Raw genomic sequence first — 18,570 nt, forward strand, 5'->3', positions numbered from 1 at the left:
CCGACATGTCCAACTACACCTTCGACTTCGTGCAGGCAGACGCCGTGCTGACCGACATGAACCGCATCAACGGCCAGATCCAGTCGTCGCTGGAGGCGATGGAGCAGACGGTCGAGGCCAGCCTCGCCCAGTGGACCGGTGCCGCCCAGGAGCAGTACAAGGTCTCAAAGCTGGCCTGGAACCAGGCGGCCGACTCGATGGTCGCCTACCTGGAGCAGGCCCGCCAGACTCTGCTGCAGATCTCGGACAACTACGGCACCACCGAGCAGCGTCACGCCATGATCTGGAACGACGTCCGCGGCGGCTGACCCGCCGGACGGCCGCCGCGGACGCGGCGTGGCGGCCGGCGTCGTCCGTCCCCGGCCCGGTGCGCCAGACGACCCGGGCCGCTGGGGTCTGTGCCATCGTTCCGCCGTCGACACCCGAGTGGAGTGAGCTCCTTGGCCCGCATTGACTGGGGATACCCCAACGACAAAGCCATCAGCGCGATGAACGCCTACGGCATGGGCGACGCCGTGATCGGGAAGCCGGAGGGGACCACCCAGGCGGCGTACGACTCCTGGATGGCCTACTACCACGAGCACGGCAGGAACAGCCGGTACGGCACGGGTGTGAACCTGGAGGGGTGGAAGAACCAGGTCCGCGCCGAGCATCCGGAGTGGATCGAAGCTCGCGAGTGGTACGACAAGAACATCCTCGACACCGACGGCTGGAAGAACCTCGTCAAGACGTACAAGGACCGGATCACCGACCCGTCGAACGTGAAGCCGCCAGCGTTCACCGACCAGTCCGACTGGATCGACGAGTCGAAGACCCCGACGAACTCGGGCTTCAAACCGCCGGCGATCGACCCGACGTTCAAGGGTGACACCGCCTCGACCAGTGGCGTGGCGGTCAACACCGCTGCCCTGAAGTGGTTCGCGGAGCACGTGCTGGGCAGCATCACCGGCGCCGGGAACATCCTGCTCACCACGGCCGACAAGCTGAGCGCGATCGACCCGCGGCCCGGCGCCTTCGCCCGGGCCGAGGTGCTGCGGCAGGCGATCGTCGGGGCGACGGCCCAGGACGGCGGCGTCAAGGGCGACATGAAGGACATGCTCGTCAACATGAACACCGCCCTGCTCGCGGTGCAGACCGCCCTGCTGAAGATGGCCGCGGAGTACGAGAACCTCGAAGAGCTCAACGCGCTCACCACCGACAAGCTCAGCGAGATCATGGGTGACTCCTTCAATGGCCTGGACAACCTGAAGACCTACGGCCAGAAGGTCGTCAAGACCGACGGAAACTGACGCGGGCGAACAGGTCTCGCCGCTCGCGAAGAGGGACAGGGCATGGGCAACGGTCTCGGTGACAGCAAGCTCGACGGGTGGAACGACCCCGCGGAGGAGGGGGCCACCTTCCCGCCGAAGACGGTCCCCGTCAGCGACCTGTACGACTACCAGACCTGGGCGAACGAGACCCGGGGCTGGCGGAAGCTCGAGGCCGCGGTGAACGGCGGCGCCGCGCTGACCACCCAGAGCGGGCGGGACCACGCCGAAACGCTGGTGAGTGTCCGGTCCGTCGTCGAGACCGCGCAGGCCTTCCAGGCGACCCAGGACCTGCTGATCTGGCTCGAACAGACCATCCGTACCGCTGTCACCTCGATGGTCGGCGACGACAAGGCGTGGAAGGGGCCGGCGGCCAACGGGTTCCGCGACAAGATGAACTACTACGCCGACCTGCTCGGCAAGCAGGCAGAGCACCTGGCCGGCGGCGCAATCCCGGACTCCACCACGGTGTCCAACGACATCAACTCGTCGACGAACGTCACCTCGCTTCCGTCGCAGCTCTACGACGCCGCCAACCACCTCTCCTGGGCCCAGCAGACGATCGCCTACCTGGACGGCGCCTGGGCGACGATCGCCTCCCAGAACGGCGTCGGCAGCGGCGACGGCCCGGTGCCGATCAGCGGCACCGAGTACGAGAAGCCGATGGCCCGGCAGATGGCCGATGTCGTCCACACGGTCGCCGAGAAGTACCGGATGACCACCGACAAGGCGGCGACGTCCACGGTCAGCATGCCCACGCCAAGCGTCAACGTGCCGACGGGCCCGCCGATCCCGTCGCCGACCTTCACGACGCCGACGTTCACGACCCCGCCGGGCTTCACCACGCCGCACATCGGCGGCATCACCACGCCGGCCGTCAGCGCGCCGTCGAACATCACGGTGCCCACGATCACCCCGCCGAACCTGGCCGGCATCGGTGGCCCGGGTCCCGGCCAGGGGCCGGGAGGAATCACCCCGCCGTCGTTCTCGGGTCCCGGTGAGATCGGTGGCCCCACGCCCGGCGGCGGTGGCAGCGGGCTGCCCGGCTTCGACGCGCCGGGCATCAACGGGCCGGGGGGAGCCGGTTTCCCGGGTGGTGGCGGCCTACCGGGTGGTGGCGGCCTGCCGGGCGGCTTCGTCCCTGGTGTCGTACCGCCGGGCATCAAGCCGCCGGGCTCGGCCAACCTCGGCGGGGGTGCGGGCGGCGCCGGTTCGGTCAAGCCGCCGTCGTTCTCCGGACCGGGTGACGTGGGCGGCCCGAAGCCCGGGGCGGGCACGGGCGCAGGCATCGGCAGACCGGGCGGCGGCTTCACCGCGCCGGGCGTCCCCGGCTTCGGCTCACCCGGCGGCGCCGGCCCCGGCGCGGGCGGTAGCCCGAGCCTGCCGGAGAAGCCGGACGCGAACGGGCTGCTCGGCAACAGCGACGACTTCGTCCCCGGTGCCGTCGACGGTGTGGACATCCCGGCCGCCCCCGGCGGCGCCGTGCCCGGCGGCGGCGGCTTCCAGTCGCCGATGATGCCGGGCATGCCCGGCGCGGGCGCTCCCGGTGCCGGTGCCGGCGGCGGATCCGGTGTCCCCGAGGCCCCGGACGCCAAGGGCCTGGTGGAGGGCGACGAGGCGGACTGGCGGTCACCCGGGTTCGACGGCGTGCCGGTCCCCGGCGCGCCGGCCGGCGCCTCGTCCGGCGGCGCCGGGCTCGGTGCGGGCATGCCGCCCATGCCCGGCATGCCGGGTCCCGCGGGCGGCGCGAACAATCCCGGCGGGGCCGAGTCGCCCGACGCCCGGGGACTCGTCAGCGGCGACCCGGAGACCTGGGGACCGGTGGGCGTGGACGCGGGTGTACCGGACGGGTCGGGCGGTGCGCCGGCCGGTGGTGACGGGCTCGGCGTCGACGGCCCGCAGCTCCCCGCCGCCCCGCCCGTGGTTCCGGGCGTCGACTCGCCGGTGGCGACGCCGGCCGGCCCCGCCATGCCGATGATGCCCGGAGCGCCGGGTGCGCCGGGCGCCGGTGCGGGCACGCCCGGCGGCGGTGTCCCGGACGCGCCCGACGCCTCCGGGCTGATCCAGGCCGACCTCGACGACTGGCGTCCGTCGACCCCCGATACCGGCACACCGCACGCGCCGACGGGGGTGGACACCGGCGGCGCCGGGCTGGGGGAGCCGACCCACTCCGCGCCTGCCGTGTCGCCGAGCACCGGTGCGACGCCGCCGACGGCCGGTGTGGTGCCGCCGATGGCCGGCCCGCCGGGCAGCAACGCGCCCGCCGGCACCGCACCCCGGACCGCGCCCGACGCGTCCGGCCTGATCCGGACGGACGGGGCCGACTGGACTCCGGCCGGACCGGGAGACGGCGGGCCGGAGACGGGCGGCGGCACGGCGGCCGGTGGCGCGGGACTCGACGGCTCCGCGCCGGTCACCGGCGTGCCGGGCTCCCAACCGGGGGGCCCGGACGGTCCGCCCGCCGGCCCGGATCCGGGCGTGCCGGAGGCCGCCGCCGAGGAACCGGCCGCGCCGGAGGTTCCGGCCGCGCCCGTGTCCGGCATCGACGGTACGTCGCCGGGTGCGCCCGTACCCGAGGTGATCGCACCGCCGACGGCGGTGGAGGTGCCGACCGTGGTCGACCTGTCCCCGGCGGTGGAACCGCTGCCGCGGGCCGAGCAGCCCGCGGCCGTCGCACCACCCACGGCTGTTGCGCCACCAACGGCTGTTGCGCCGCCTCCAGCCGTCGCGTCGCCTCCGGCGGAGCCGGTGGTCGGCGGTGTCGTGGCGGCTCCGGTGATCGTGGGCCAGCCGGGCCCGCCCGGCCAGCCGGGCCTGCCCGCCCAACCCGGCCCGGTGGCGAACCCACCCGCCCAGGCAGCCGCGCCGAACCAGCCGGCACAGCCGAACCCGTCCGCGCAGGCGAACCAGCCGGCGTCGCCGGGAGGCGGCAGTCCGGAGGGGACGCACCGGAAGGCCGGCGTGGCCGCGGTCGTGGCCGAGGGCGAGGTGGCGGTCGCGGTCCCCGGCGCGCTCGGTCTGGCCGGTGCCGCCGCCGTGGCCGGACTCGCCGGTTCCGGACCGCAGACGTCCGGCCGCGCGACGGCCGGCGCGGACCCCGACGACCCGGCCCGGGCCGGCACGGTCCGGCGTCCCTCCGACCGCGACGACGACAGCGAACCCGGCGCCGGCCGGGAGCCCGCCGCCGGGCTGCGCGAGGACGACGCCGTCTGGGGCGGCGGCCGTACCGCGCCGGCGGCCGACGACCACGTTCCTCTCGTCCGCCCGGACGACGATCCGGACGACACGACGGGCTGGGACGACCTCAGCGACGCGGACTGGCTGACCGGCACGTCCACCGACGACGGCAGGGAAGGGTGACCATGTCGGAGACACCGCAGCGCCCGCGCGCCGTGTGGCGGCGGGTCGCGCCCGCGAAGGCGCCCCGGCCGGCCGACGGCACGTTGGACTTCTTCAGCGTCGACCTGGAGAAGATGCGCCGCTGCGGCGAGCCCGGCGTCAGCGACGCGGAGTTCTCCGCGTCGCTCGTCGAGGAGGAGAAGGAGGCGTCCGCCCGCGCCGAGGCGTTCTGGGCCGAGCAGGCGCGGCTCCGCAAGGATGAGGAGGAGCGGGCGAAGAAGGAGAAGAAGCGCCAGGCCGAGGAGGACGACGACGTCAAGGTGGCCGAGCGCTACCGCAACGACCGCTACGCGGTGAAGCTGCTGCGCCAGGAGCGCACCGTCTGGGGCGACGACGGCGCCGACGCGGGGACGCTCGGATGAGTACGGTCACCGTCAAGCGCCCGCCCCGCGCGGCGGGCCCGGAGGCGCCGGAAGGCTCGATCGAGCTGCAGGAGCCGCCGCTGATGGCGGAGGAGGCCCCGCTCGACTTCCGCTCGTTCGCGATGGTCGTGCCGATGGGCCTCGGCATGGGCGCGATGCTCGCCATGTTCGGCCTCTACAACCGCACCCCGATCATGTACGTGATGGGCGGCGCGATGGCCGGCGGCATGCTGCTCATGGGCGTCATGCAGATCGGCCGGGCGGCCGCCGAGCGCAAACGCAAGATGCGCGGCGAGCGGCGCGACTTCCTGCGCTACATCGGGCAGCTGCGCAAGCAGGCCCGCGAGGCCGCCGACCAGCAACGCCGGCACGTGCTGTGGAACAACCCGCAGCCGGCCTGGCTGTGGTCGATCGCGATGGGCAGCCGGCTGTGGGAACGCCGGCCCAGCCACGACGACTTCGGCCGGGTCCGCATCGGTCTCGGCCGGCAGACCGCGATGCTGAAGTTCAACCCGCCGTCCACCAAACCGATCGAGGACCTCGAACCGCTGTCGTCGATCTCGCTGCGGCGGTTCTCCGAGGCGTACCGGACGGTGTCCGGCATCCCCACCTCGGTCGGCCTGCCGAGCTTCACCAGCGTCGAGTTCGAGGGCGCGATCGACCCGGCGATCGACCTGGCCCGGGCCATGGTGGCGCAGCTGGCCACCTTCCACGCCCCGGACGAGCTGCGGATCGCGGTCCTCGCCGCCGAGGTGCACCGGGGCCCGTGGGAGTGGGTCAAGTGGCTGCCGCACAACGCGCACCCCACCGCGTACGACGCGGCCGGCCCGGTCCGGATGTTCGCCGGCAGCCACGACGCGCTGATGGACCTGCTGGGCCCCGAGATCACCGACCGGGGCGACCACGACCGGGCCGTCAAGCCGACCACCGGCGAGCCGTTCCTGGTGATCGTCGCGCACCTGGTGGACCTGCCGGACAGCTCCCGCCTGCTCGGCGCGGGCATCCGCAACGTGGTGCTGCTCGATCTCACCGGCGCGATGCCCGGCGGCCCCAAGGTGCTGCGGCTGACAGTCACCGACGACACCGTGGAGTTCCCGGCCGGCGCCACGACCGGGACGGCCCGGCGCGACGGTCTGGACCAGACCCAGTGCGAGGCCCTCGCCCGGATCATCGCGCCGAAGCGGACCAGCGGCACGCTCGATGTCTCCGACGAGCCGCTGGACACCAGCTTCGAGCTGACCACGCTGCTGGGCATCCGCGACGCGATGACCTTCGACGTGCAGGCCCTGTGGCGGACCCGGACGCCGCAGCGCAACCGCCTCATGGTGCCGATCGGCGTCACCGAGGAGGGTGAGGTCATCGAGCTGGACCTGAAGGAGTCCGCGCAGGGCGGCATGGGACCGCACGGCCTGCTCATCGGCGCCACCGGCTCGGGCAAGTCGGAGCTGCTGCGTACCCTCGTCTGCGGCCTGGCCGCGACGCACAGCTCGGAGATCCTCAACCTGGTGCTCGTCGACTTCAAGGGCGGCGCCACCTTCCTCGGCATGGACAAGCTGCCGCACACCTCGGCGGTGATCACCAACCTGGCCGACGAGCTGCCGCTCGTCGACCGGATGCAGGACGCGCTCAACGGCGAGATGACCCGGCGGCAGGAGATGCTGCGCGCCAGCGGCTACGCCTCGCTGTTCGACTACGAGAAGGCGCGCGGCAACGGCGCCCAGCTCGTGCCCTTCCCGGTGCTGCTGATCATCGTGGACGAGTTCAGCGAGTTGCTGTCCAGCAAGAGCGAGTTCATGGACCTGTTCGTGTCCATCGGCCGGCTCGGCCGGTCGCTCGGCGTGCACCTGCTGCTCGCCTCCCAGCGCCTGGACGAGGGCCGGATCAACCGGGTCGAGGGGCACCTGTCGTACCGGCTGGCGCTGCGCACGTTCTCCTCGATGGAGTCGCGGTCGGTGATCGGCGTGGGCGCCGCGTACGAACTGCCGCCCGAGCCGGGCAACGGCTACCTCAAGGTGGACACCACGAACCTGGTGCGCTTCAAGGCGGCGTACGTGTCCGGCGCGTACACCGGAACCGGACGCCGCGGCGACGTCGCGGACGCCGGGGACGAGCCCACCGCGGACGTGGTGCCGTTCACCACCCGTCAGGTGGCGGTGCGCCACGACCCCGGGCCGGAGCGCCCGGCCGAGCAGGTCGAGGAGCCCGCCGCCGACGCGAACGGGCCGAGCCTGGTCGAGGTGCTGCTGGACCGGCTCGCCGGTTCGGGCCCGCCGGCCCGTCAGGTCTGGCTGCCGCCGCTGTCCAGCGCGCCGAGCCTGGACTCGCTCATGCCGAGCGTGCTGCCGGACCCGGTACGCGGCATGACCATCGACGACCCGGCCGTCCAGGGCGGCCTGCGGGTTCCGGTGGGTGTGGTGGACCGGCCCGCCGAGCAGCTCCGTGAGCTGCTGGTGGTCGACCTCGGCGGCGCCGACGGCCACGTCGGCATCGCAGGCGCCCCGCAGAGCGGCAAGTCGACGCTGCTGCGGAGCCTGATCCTGGCGCTGTCGCTGGCGAACACGCCACGCGAGGTGCAGTTCTACGGCCTCGACTTCGGCGGCGGTGGCCTCGCCTCGATCGCCGGTCTGCCGCACGTCGGCTCGATCGCCACCCGGATGGAACGCGACCGCGTCGTCCGGACGGTCGAGGAGGTCCTCCAGGTCATGGAGAAGCGCGAGGCCGAGTTCGCGCGGCACGGCCTCGACTCCATGTCCAGCTACCTCGCCAAGGTCGCGGACGGGGTGATCGACGACGGCTTCGGGCACGTCTTCCTGGTCATCGACGGCTGGTACACGATGAAGCAGGACTTCCAGGAGCTGGAGCAGAAGTTCCAGGAGCTCGCCTCGCGCGGCCTGTCCTTCGGCGTGCACGTGATCGTCACCGCGACCCGCTGGTCGGAGCTGCGTACCTGGATGCGGGACCTGCTGGGCACGAAGCTGGAGCTGCGGCTCGGCGACGCGATGGAGTCCGAGCACGGCTCCCGCAAGGCCGCCACCGTCCCCAACCAGGTCGGCCGCGGCCTCACCGACGGTGCGCTGCACTTCCTGGCCGCGCTGCCCCGGATGGACGGCAGCTCCGAGGTGAGCGACCTGGCCGAGGCGACCAAGTCGGTGGTCGAGGAGATCGGCACGTTCTGGCCCGGCCCGACCGCCCCGCCGGTACGGATGCTCCCGGCGCACCTGATGGTCGAGACACTGCCGCCGCCCGAGTCCGACTTCAAGTTCGTCATCGGCCAGGACGAGCAGCGTCTCGCCCCGGTCTGGCACGACTTCATGACCACCCCGCACATGCTGGTCCTCGGCGACAGCGAGACCGGCAAGACCAACCTGCTCCGGCTCGTCCTGCGGTCCATCCAGCAGCACTACCCGCCGGAGCGGGCGAAGGTCGTGCTCGGCGACTCGCGCCGCGACCTGGACACCGCGATCGGCGCCGCGTACCAGGTGGGCTTCGCGTTCACCGGCGACAAGATGCACGAGCTGGCCGGCCAGGCGTCGGTCTCGATGAACCGGCGGATGCCCGGCGCGGACGTGTCGTCCGAGCGGATGCGCAAGCGCGACTGGTGGGAGGGGCCGGAGCTGTTCGTCATCGTCGACGACTACGACCTGATGACCAAGAGCACCGGGATGGGCTCGACGCTCGACCCGCTCCTGCCGTTGCTGGCCCAGGGCGCCTACATCGGCCTGCACGTGATCGTCGCGCGGAGCACCTCCGGCGCGATGCGGGCCATGATGGACCCGGTGATCCGGCGGATGTGGGAGCTGGGCACGCCCGCGACGCTCTTCTCCTACCCCAAGGAGGAGGGCAAGTTCCTCGGCGAGGCGAAGCCCCGCCAACTGCCGCCCGGACGCGCCCAGCTCGTCACCCGGCGCGGCGTACGCCTGATGCAGACCGGTTTCGTGTCGGACACGGCCCGATGAGAGAGGCTCGCTGGTGACCGCAGCGCTCAACGACCAACTGTGCCGCATCACGGTGATCGGCCCGGCGCGCCGGGCCGATCTGGCCGTGCCGGTACGGATGCCGGTGGCGAACCTGATGCCGTTGCTGGTGCGGCACACCACCGACCTGGCCCGGGTGCCCGACGGCGAGGTGCCCGACGAGTCGTTCGTGCTGCAACGCCTCGGCCAGGCGCCGTTCGAGCTGTCCGGCACGCCGGAGAGCCTGGACTGGCTGGAAGGGGAGGAACTGCACCTGCGCCCGGCGCAGGACCCGCTGCCCGAACTGGACTTCGACGACCTGGCCGAGGGCGTCGCCACGGTGGTCAACCGGCGCGCCGACAGGTGGCAACCGGAGTACCGCCGGGTGCTGTTCCTCGTGCTCTGCACGGTGGCGATGGGGCTGATCGCCGCCGTACTCGTGGACCGGGGTCCGGTGCTGCCCCAGGTGATCGCCGGCGCGGTGCTCGCAGCCGGCCTGTTCACCGCGTCGGTCGTCAGCGCCCGCCAGCAGACCGACGGCGCGATCCCGCTGCTGTTCGGCGGCGGCGCGGCGTTCTTCGCGGCGGTCGCCGCGTCCAGCGCCGTCGACGGCGACCCGGACGGCGTGGCCTGGAACGCCGGCGCCGGACTGGCCGCCGCCGTCGCGGTCGTCGCGGTGACCGTGTTCCTGCTGATCGCGCAGCGCACCGTCACACCGGTCATGCCGTTCGCGCCGCTGCTGATCGTCGCGCTGACCGCCGCGATGGTGGTGCTCGTGCTGCTGGCCGGCGACGGCTTCGCGCTCACCGCGCCGAAGGTCTCCGCCATGGCCGTGTCGGTGATCCTGGTGCTGATCGTGATCGCGCCCCGGGCGGCGGTGAAACTGGCCCGGCTGCGCGGGCCGCAACTGCCCAAGACCGGCGCCGACATGTCGTACGACATCGAGCCGGAGGACTCCGACCTGGTCAAGTCGCGCGCCGACGAGGCGGACACCTACCTGACCGCCTGCATGACCGCCTCCGCCCTGGTCCTGCCCGTGCTGATGCACCACACCATGCGGGTGCCGGGCTGGTCCGGGTGGACGCTCGTGCTCGTGACATCGAGTGCAATCCTGTTGCGCTCGCGTACCTTCTTCGGGCTCTGGCAGCGGATCGCCCTGGTGGCGGCCGGTACCGTCGGCTACCTCATGGTGGCCCTGATGTTCTCCGACAAGCTCGCCCCGACCGGCCGGTACGTCCTGCTCGGCGGGCTCGTCGCCCTTCTGGTGCCGCTGGTGATGGCCGCGCTGCGGCCGTGGCCGCGGCGCATGCTGCCGTTCTGGGAGTACACCGCCGGTGGGCTGGACGTCGCCACCGGCCTGGCCGTGCTGCCGGTGCTCGCCCAGGTGCTGGGGCTCTACGCCTGGGCCCGCGGACTCTTCGGGTAGCCGGCGGTGCAGACCCAGCGCGACCACGTCCACGCCCACCAGTTCATGATGGGCCGGCTGAGTTCCGCCCTGGTCCAGGGCGACCCGTCCACGGCGGAGATACCCGGGCAGCGCGCCGTCACCGGCCTGGCCTTCGGCGTGCTCATCAGCGTCCTGGTCGTGGCCGGGTTCGCCGTCTACGGCTGGATCGTCCCGGGCGGCAGCAAGGCGTACACCCGCAGCGGCGTGATCCTGGTGGAGAAGGAGAGCGGCAACCGGTACGTCTACCTCGACGGCGTGCTGCGCCCGACGCCGAACCTGACCTCGGCCATGCTGATCCAGGGCGGCGGCGCCACCGTCAAGCTCATCTCGAAGGAGTCGATCAAGGACGTCCCGCGCGGACCGTCGATCGGCATCGACGGCGCCCCGCAGTCGGTCGCCACCGGGTCGATGGTCGCCGGTCCGTGGCTGGCCTGCCTGCCCGGCTCGGTCACCGACGAACCCGGCGACCGGCTCGGCCTCAACCTCGACCCGCGCGCCGAATCCGTCCCGCTGCCGGCCGACCGCTTCGCCGTCGTGCGCGGCGCCGACGGACCGGCCTACCTGGTGACCGCCGGCCGCAAGCACCGGATCGCCGACCCCGCGGTGCTCGCCGCGCTCGGCGCCACCACCACCCGCAAGGTGCCCGCCCCGGGCGACTGGCTCGACTTCCTGCCCGACGGGCCGGACCTGGCACCGGCCACCATCCCCGGCGCGGGCCGCTCCGGCCGGGTCGGCGACAGGACGTACCCGGTCGGCACGCTGTTCCGCCAGCGGCCCGACACCGGCGCGGAGCAGTTCCTGGTGCTGCGCCGCGACGGCCTCGCGCCGCTGAGCCGGACCGAGTTCCTGCTGGCCACCGCCACCTCCGGAAAGGAGCCGGTGGAGCTGAGCGCCGCCGCCCTCGCCGCGGCCCGGATGTCGGCCGACCGGTCGCTGCTCACCCGGCTGCCCGACCTGACCGGCCTCACCCCGCAGGAACCCGGCCCGTACGCGCTCTGCCTGCGTCAGAGCGCGGTGGACGGGACGCGGTTCGACAGCACCGCGGTGCTCGTCCCGCTGGCCCGCTCCGGCGTCCGCCCCGACGGCCGCACGACGGTGCTCACCGCGCCCGGCAGCGGCATGGCGGTGCTCCCGGCACCGGTCGGCACCGGCGCGGCGCAGCCCCTGCCCACCTACATCGCGGAGGACGGAAAGGCGTACCCGATCGGCGACCAGGACGCGGTGCGGGCACTGAAGCTCGACCGGGTCGTGAACGTTCCCTTCCCGAGAGAACTGCTGGCGCTGATGCCCCAGGGGCCGGTGCTGAGCACGAGGGCCGTCGCGGCCGCAGAAGTGGGGTAGGTCGATCATGGCAACCCGGATCCGGGACCTGTTCGGTGGCGGCAAGGACCGTCCGGAGGGCGTCGTCCAGCACACCGTCGGCAACGCCCTCGTGGTGCACGCCGACGACGCCATCAGTCCCGAGGCCCAGTCGCTCGCCCTGTCCATGATCGAGGACGCGGAGAACGACGTGGTCGTGCTCGACCTCGGCGACGGGATGCCGATCAGCGCCTGGGAGTCGATGGCCGGGGTGCTGCCGCGCCGCCGCCGCGGCATCCGGCTCATCGCCTGCGGCCGGCACGGCAACTCCGCGGCGATGGCCGGTCAGTGGCTGGCCGAACGCCTCAACCGCACCGTCATCGCTCCGGACGGCGACCTGGTACGCGGCTCGGCCGGCACGCTGTTCGTCCACTCCGTCCCGGGCAGCGGCTGGGTGCGGTTCCGGCCCGGCCGCCCGCCGGCCTGGGACGCCAAGCGCTACCCGACGCCGCGGTGGGACCGGGCCGCGATCGACACCCGGCCGTCCAGCGCCACCGCCGAGATCGAACCGATCCCGGCCGGGGTCTGGATCCACAGCAACCGGGACCCGCAGGTGGTCGACCCGCAACGGCAACGGCTCACCACGTACGTGCCCTGCCAGCCGGAGACCATGACCGTGCTGCTGGGCTGCCCCGGCACGCCGTCGCTGTCGCTCGACGACGTGGTGCGCTTCTGGCGCGGACTCGACGAGGAGAACCGGCAGCGGGTGCGCTTCGTGCAGTTCGGCGAGGTGCGCATCCCCGAGGGCGAGGCGTTCGGCCAGGCGCTCGCCGACCTGCTGAACACCGAGGTCACCTGCTACACCGGCGTGCCGATCGGCAGCCCGCACCGCTACGAGATCCGTACCGTCCTGCCGGACGGCGCGTTCGGCTGGGCACCGTACGCGCTCGAACTGTCGTACTCGCCCCGTGCGCACCCCAACTCGCGGGCCCGCCGGCCCACCGTGCTCAGCCACCGCCCGCCGCTGACCGGCGCCGAGGAGGTCGCGCCCCGGGTCTACTGGTTCGCCCCCGGCGCGGTGGTCGAGGTGGTGCAGACCGGCCTGTGGGTACGCTCCACCGCCGAGCCGAAGAACGCCGAGCAGGTGCGGTCCGCGATGCTCGACGCGCGCAGCGGCACGCTCGTGTTCGACGACACCGTCCACGCCAGCACCCACCGGATGCGGGAACTGGCGCTCGACCTGGCCGCCCGGGTCGACGGCATGACCGGCACGGGCCGGGCGCTGGTGCCGGCGTCGGTGCTGGTGCCCGGCGCCAAACCGGCCAGCCGGGCGGAGATGGTCGTCGACCTCGAGGCCGAGATGCGCGCCGCGGGCACCGTCGCGCCGGTGCCCGTGTACGCGGAGACCGCCCCGCCCGCTCCGGTCGCGCCGCCCGCGGCCGACAGTGTGGTGGTCGCCGTGCCCGCCCCGGTCACCGGGCCCGCCGTCGGCGCGCCGGACGAGACGCGCGCCGCCGCGCCCCCGCTGCCGCCGCCCCCGGTGGCGCCGCTGGTGTCCGAGCTTCCGGCCCCACCCGCGGTCCCGCTGGTGCCGGGACCGCCGGATCCGCCCGCGGCGCGGGTCGTGCCCGAGCTTCCGGCTCCGCCCGCCGTGCCGCTGATCTCCGACCTGCCGGCCCCGCCCGCGATCCCGCTCCCGTCGGCGTCGCCTGTGGTCTCGGCCCCGCCGGCGTCGCAGTCCTCGCCGGCCTCGCCTGCGATCCCGCTCCCGTCGGCGCCGCCGGTCGTGGCCGTACCGCCCGTGGTGCCGCTCGCATCCGAGCAGTCCGCGTCGCCCGCGTCCGGGCTGCCGGCCCCGCCTGCCGTGCCGCTCGTGTCCGAGCTGCCGGAACCGCCCCCCGCGCCGCTCGAGCCGGCGCCGCCCGTCGAACCCGCTGTGGTGGCCGCACCGACGCCGCCGGTCGGCGCCGTCGAGCCGGTCGCCCCCGCCGACGAGCCGGCACCGCCGACCATGCCCGCCGGCTTCGGTCATGCGCTCGCGACCCCACCGGTCGCCGCCGGACCGGTGGTGCCTCCGGCGCCGGCACCCGTCGTGGCAGTCGACCTGCCGTCCGCTCCGACCGGTCCGGCGGACGTGCCCCGAACGGTGGACGTGCCCGAGACGGAGAAGACCGAGGAGACCGCCGGGACGGCGAAGACCGCCGAGCCGTCCGAGGCCGACGAGCCGTCGGAGGTCGCCGCCGAGGCGCGGGTGCAGCCGGTGCCGTCGGCCGGCGCGGGCGCGCTGCTGTCGGAGAAGAAGGGGCTGGTCGACGAGCGCGCCTGGCTGCGCCGCACGCTCAGCCGCGAGTTCGACGTGATGGCCAGCTCGGTGTCCCGGATCATGTCCGAGCACCCGGGCATGCAGGGCTCCGGGGTGTCCACCGAGGACGTCCTCGCCGACTCGGTCGCGCTGCGGCTCTACCTGACCGGCCGTGGGCCGGGCGTCGACGCCGGCCTGCGCTCCGGCCGCAAGGGGCCGCACGTGCCGTTCGCGCGCTGCGTGGTCGCCGGGGTCTCCCGGATGCCGTCGTTCCGGGGCACCACCGTCTACCGGTTGTCCCCGACCGCCGGGGAGTGGGCGCTCTACCAGGACCGGCGACTGGTCACCGACTGGAGCTTCGTCAACGCGCTCACCCAGCCGTGCGCGTCCGAGGACGGCGACACCGACGTGCTGATCTGGTCGATGACCGCCCGCCGGACCAGCCTGCTGGAGCCCGAGGGCGACGAGCGCGTCGAGGACCGGGTGCTGTTCCTGCCCGGCACGAACTTCAAGGTGCTGGACCTGCGCCGGCCGGCGGCGGGCGAGCGCGGCGCGGTCCTGCTGCGGGAGATCGGCGCCAACGAGATCGACGACACCGGCCGGGTCGACTCCAACCGGGTGTCGCTCGACGACCTGGCGATCACGTCGCTGCGGCGCAGCGTCGAGCGCTGGGCCACGGCCGAGCCCCGGGTACGCACCGGCGCGGCGGCCCGCGGTCGCCTGCGGGTGCTGCCCGGCCTGGACCGGAAGGGATGACGCGGTGAGTCGGCAGGTTCTTGTGGTGGGCGACCGGAAGCCCGGTTCCTATCCGACGATCGGTTCCGCGCTGTCCCGGGCCGAGCCCGGCGCCACGATCGACGTGCACCCCGGGCGGTACGTCGAGAAGCTCGTGGTCGGTGACCGGGTGACGATCAGCGCGGCCCAGCCCGGCACGGTCGAGGTGCACGTGGAGGAGGGCAGCGTCCTCGTCGTGCGCGGCGAGGGTGCCCAGCTGCGCGGCATCACGCTCAGCAGCGCCGACACCACGCTGGCGGCCGTCGACGTGTACGCGGGCGAGGTGGCGCTGGACGACTGCCGGGTCGGCGGCGCCTCCTGGGTGACGCTGCTGGCCCGAATGCAGGGCACCGTCGCGCTGCGCGGCTGCGACGTGACCAGCTCGGCCGGCGCGGGCGTGGTGGTGATGTCGGCCGGGTCGAGCACGATCGAGGACACCGATGTCCACGACGTCGCCACCAGCAGCGTCGTGGTCGGGGAGCAGAGCGCCCTGACGCTGCGCCGCTGCCGCCTGCGGACGGCGGGCGCGAACAGCGTGTGCGCCGGCGGCGACGCCCGGCTCACGATCGAGCAGTGCGAGATCACCGGGGCCGGCAAGCCCGCCCTGGTGGTCGAGCAGCGCGCCTGGGCCCGCATCCGGGGCCTGTCCGTCACCGGCAGCGGCAACGTCGACGTCTTCGTCCGCGGCGAGGCCGACGTGCAGATCAGCGACTCGACGTTCACCGGCGCCGCGGTGCAGTCGGCGCACATCGCCGAGGGCGCGTCGCCGTCGTTCCGCAACTGCACGTTCGGCGGTGCCGGGCACACCGCGATCCAGGTGCTCGGCGGCGGCCGGCCGACCTTCACCGACTGCACCGTCCAGGACGCGCCGGTCGGGGTCGCCGTCAGCGGTGGCTCACCCCGGTTCCTCGGGCTGACGGTGCGGGGCACCCGCGACAACGTCGCCGTGCTCGCCGGCGAGTCGGCTGTCGTGCTCCAGCGGCTGCGCGCCGAGATCACCACCGGCGACGGGGTGCTGGTCCAGGACGGTGCCTCGCTGGAGGGCACCGATCTGGTGGTGGACGCGGGCGAGGCGACAGCGCTCGCGCTGACCGGGCCGGCGCGGGGCGTCGTCCACGAGGCCCGCCTCACCGGCACGGGCGCGGCCTGCGTGCGGGTGGGTGCCGGCGCCGACCTGACGTTGCGCGCGGCCCTGCTGCGCGGTTCCGGCGTGCTGGCCGAGGGCGCGCTCCAGCTGGGGGACAGCGAGATCGTCGGCGCGGCCCGCGACGGTCTGCGGGTCACCGGTTCGGCGAGCGTCACGCAGACCCGGGTGCGGGACGCCCGGGCCGACGGGATCGTCTTCGAGGCGGGCTCCCGGGGCTCGGTGAGCGATGGGGAGGTGCTGGGCAGCGGCGCGGCCGGCATCGGCGTGGACACCGTGGAGCCGGTCGCGCTCACCCGGTGCGTGGTGCGCGACAGCGGCGGCGAGGACGTCCGCCGTGCGCCCGGCGCCACGGTGACCGCCGAGGCGCTGACGGTGGGCCGCCCGCAGGCCACCCCGGCGCCCGCCGGCCCGCCGGCCGCCGCGCCGGTCCCGGTGGCCGGCGACGATGGTACGGCGGAGGAGAACGGCACGGACGAGCTGAGCGAGCCGCTTCGCGAGCTAAACGGGCTGATCGGCCTGCGCGGGGTGAAGCAGGAGGTCACCGCGCTGATCAACCTGATCAAGATGTCGCAGGTCCGGCTCCAGATGGGCCTGCCGATGCCGCCGATGAGCCGGCACCTGGTCTTCGCCGGCCCGCCCGGCACCGGCAAGACCACCGTGGCCCGCCTGTACGGCTCGGTGCTCAAGGAACTGGGCATCCTGTCCAAGGGCCACATGGTCGAGGCGGCGCGGGCCGACCTGGTGGGCCAGTACATCGGCTCCACCGCGATCAAGACCACCGAGCTGGTCACCAAGGCGCTCGGCGGCGTGCTCTTCATCGACGAGGCGTACACGCTGTCCAGCGGCTCGGGCGGCTCCGGGCCGGACTTCGGCCAGGAGGCCATCGACGCCCTGATGAAGATGATGGAGGACCACCGCGACGAGCTGGTGGTGATCGTCGCGGGCTACTCCGAGCTGATGGAGCAGTTCCTCGCCTCCAACCCCGGTATGGCGTCCCGCTTCACCCGCACCATCGAGTTCCCCAACTACTCCGTCGAGGAACTCGTCACCATCACCTCGAACCTGGTCAGCAAGCACTACTACGAGCTGACCGACGACGCGGTGGAGGCGCTCACCGCGTACTTCACGCGGGTGCCGAAGAACGCGACGTTCGGCAACGGCCGGGTGGCCCGCAAGCTGTTCGAGGCGCTGATCAACAACCAGGCGTCGCGGCTGGCGACCACGCCGCCCACGAAGGACAGCGAGCTCAACCGGCTCACCGCCGCCGACGTCGAACCCGAGCTGGCGCAGCTGGAGGACCTGCCGGTCGAGCAGGGCGAGCAACCCGACGCGGCGACCGACCCGACCGGCGCGATCAACGCGGCCCGCAGCTGGAAGCGGATCTGCGGCCTGGTCGGCGGGCAGCGGGTGAAGGAGGCGGCCGGGCAGACGCTGTTGCAGCTCTGCGAGGGACGCAACCGCCGCCGCGGGCCCGGCCGCACGGGCAACGTGCTGCTCGGCGGCCGGGCCGGGAGCGGCCGCAGCGAGTACGTCCGGCTGTACGCGGCCTGCCTGTCGGAGCTGGGCCTGGTGCCGGTCGGCCAGCTGGTGCGGGTGAGCACGAGCCGGGAACTGGCGCCGCAGTGGCCCGGCCAGGCCGGGAGCCTGGTGGACGCGGCCCTCGACGACGCGGCCGGCGGTGTGCTCCAGCTCGACTACGTCGACGACGGCTCCGGCGTGGCGCCGGAGATCGCCGAGGCGCTCGCCGGCCGGATGCGCTCCCGGCTCGGCGACCCGGTGGTGGTGCTGACCGGCGAGGAAGCGGCGCTGGCGAGTCTGCGGGCCGCGGTGCCGGCGGTGAACGAGGTGTTCGGCCAGCAGTGGTCGGTGCCCGAGTTCAGCACCGACGAGCTGGCCACGATCGTGCTGCGGCACCTGGTACGGCGGGGCCACGAGGTGCCCGACGACGTCCGGGCGGCGCTGACGCAGATGGCCGCGCGGTTGCCCGAGCGCACCGTCCACGCCGCCCACCAGTTCTCGCTGGCCCTGACCCGGCGCACCGGCTCCCGTACCCTCGCGCTCGCCGACCTGGCCGCTCCCGGCCCGGCGGTGGGCGAGCGGCTCGGCGGCCTGGCCGCCGTCGGCTGACCGTCCGTCCCGAACAGAAAGGCCCGGCATGCAGCCCGAGTCCACGCCGATCCCACCGTCGTTCCAGGAGTTCATGGAGAACGCGCAGCGCCTGGAGGACCAGATGCGCAACGCGCAGTCGGAACTGGAGCGGGCCATCGTCACCGGCCGCTCGCAGGACGCCACCGTCGTGGTCATGGCCAGTGGCCTCGGCAAGGTCCAGACCGTCCGGGTCGACCCCCGGGTGTACGAGCAGCGTGACGCAGCGTCGCTGCAGACCGCGATCATGGAGGCGATCCAAGCCGCTGCCGCGAACGCCGGGAAGCTCGCCACGGAGAAGATGGGCCCCGTCGAAATCAATCTTCACTGACTGAAAAAAGTCTGACCAGCGGTTACGTGCCGATCTTCACGGTTCGCGGCGGGCGCGGAGGAGAGTGTGGAGATTTCCTGAAGGACTCTCCATGAGACTGTCAG

The 18,570-nt window shown here is 73.6% G+C and carries 10 protein-coding genes; all 10 read left to right on the forward strand.

Going from position 1 to position 18,570, the window contains the following annotated elements; genetic code table 11:
• Window positions 1-5 precede the first annotated feature (5 nt).
• Window positions 6-308: a WXG100 family type VII secretion target gene (locus tag O7604_RS20865; protein ID WP_269705427.1), complete on the forward strand. Its 303-nt coding sequence runs from the start codon at window positions 6-8 to the stop codon at window positions 306-308.
• Between the two features lie 123 nt (window positions 309-431).
• Complete coding sequence (locus O7604_RS20870; protein ID WP_281577479.1) at window positions 432-1,289, forward strand: hypothetical protein; 858 nt, start codon at window positions 432-434, stop codon at window positions 1,287-1,289.
• A gap of 42 nt (window positions 1,290-1,331) precedes the next feature.
• Window positions 1,332-4,667: a hypothetical protein gene (locus O7604_RS20875; protein WP_281577480.1), complete on the forward strand. Its 3,336-nt coding sequence runs from the start codon at window positions 1,332-1,334 to the stop codon at window positions 4,665-4,667.
• 2 nt (window positions 4,668-4,669) lie between these two features.
• Window positions 4,670-5,068, forward strand: coding sequence for a hypothetical protein (locus tag O7604_RS20880; protein WP_281577481.1), 399 nt, complete (start codon window positions 4,670-4,672; stop codon window positions 5,066-5,068).
• Complete coding sequence (eccCa, locus tag O7604_RS20885) at window positions 5,065-9,024, forward strand: type VII secretion protein EccCa (protein WP_281577482.1); 3,960 nt, start codon at window positions 5,065-5,067, stop codon at window positions 9,022-9,024. Before O7604_RS20880 ends, eccCa begins: the two co-directional genes overlap by 4 nt.
• Window positions 9,025-9,037: 13 nt before the next feature.
• Window positions 9,038-10,447: a type VII secretion integral membrane protein EccD gene (gene eccD / locus O7604_RS20890; RefSeq protein ID WP_281577483.1), complete on the forward strand. Its 1,410-nt coding sequence runs from the start codon at window positions 9,038-9,040 to the stop codon at window positions 10,445-10,447.
• Between the two features lie 6 nt (window positions 10,448-10,453).
• Entirely contained in the window at window positions 10,454-11,809 is a 1,356-nt protein-coding gene (gene eccB, locus O7604_RS20895) for a type VII secretion protein EccB (protein ID WP_269705433.1), read from the forward strand.
• Window positions 11,810-11,816: 7 nt separating this feature from the next.
• Window positions 11,817-14,825, forward strand: a complete 3,009-nt coding sequence (locus O7604_RS20900; RefSeq protein ID WP_281577484.1) for a hypothetical protein — start codon at window positions 11,817-11,819, stop codon at window positions 14,823-14,825.
• A gap of 4 nt (window positions 14,826-14,829) precedes the next feature.
• Complete coding sequence (locus O7604_RS20905; protein ID WP_281577485.1) at window positions 14,830-18,117, forward strand: right-handed parallel beta-helix repeat-containing protein; 3,288 nt, start codon at window positions 14,830-14,832, stop codon at window positions 18,115-18,117.
• Between the two features lie 28 nt (window positions 18,118-18,145).
• Window positions 18,146-18,466 carry a YbaB/EbfC family nucleoid-associated protein gene (locus O7604_RS20910; RefSeq protein WP_269705436.1) on the forward strand — a complete coding sequence of 107 codons (321 nt, stop codon included), beginning with the start codon at window positions 18,146-18,148 and terminating at the stop codon, window positions 18,464-18,466.
• Window positions 18,467-18,570 lie beyond the last annotated feature (104 nt).

The organism is Micromonospora sp. WMMA1947 (assembly GCF_027497355.1).
Lineage (GTDB): Bacteria > Actinomycetota > Actinomycetes > Mycobacteriales > Micromonosporaceae > Micromonospora.

Bases quoted from the DNA above. Each gene is read 5' to 3' on its own strand.
- O7604_RS20910 (WP_269705436.1), top strand. From the start codon at position 18,146: ATGCAGCCCGAGTCCACGCCGATCCCACCGTCGTTCCAGGAGTTCATG.
- O7604_RS20875 (WP_281577480.1), top strand. From the start codon at position 1,332: ATGGGCAACGGTCTCGGTGACAGCAAGCTCGACGGGTGGAACGACCCC.
- eccCa (WP_281577482.1), top strand. From the start codon at position 5,065: ATGAGTACGGTCACCGTCAAGCGCCCGCCCCGCGCGGCGGGCCCGGAG.
- O7604_RS20880 (WP_281577481.1), top strand. From the start codon at position 4,670: ATGTCGGAGACACCGCAGCGCCCGCGCGCCGTGTGGCGGCGGGTCGCG.
- O7604_RS20865 (WP_269705427.1), top strand. From the start codon at position 6: ATGTCCAACTACACCTTCGACTTCGTGCAGGCAGACGCCGTGCTGACC.
- O7604_RS20900 (WP_281577484.1), top strand. From the start codon at position 11,817: ATGGCAACCCGGATCCGGGACCTGTTCGGTGGCGGCAAGGACCGTCCG.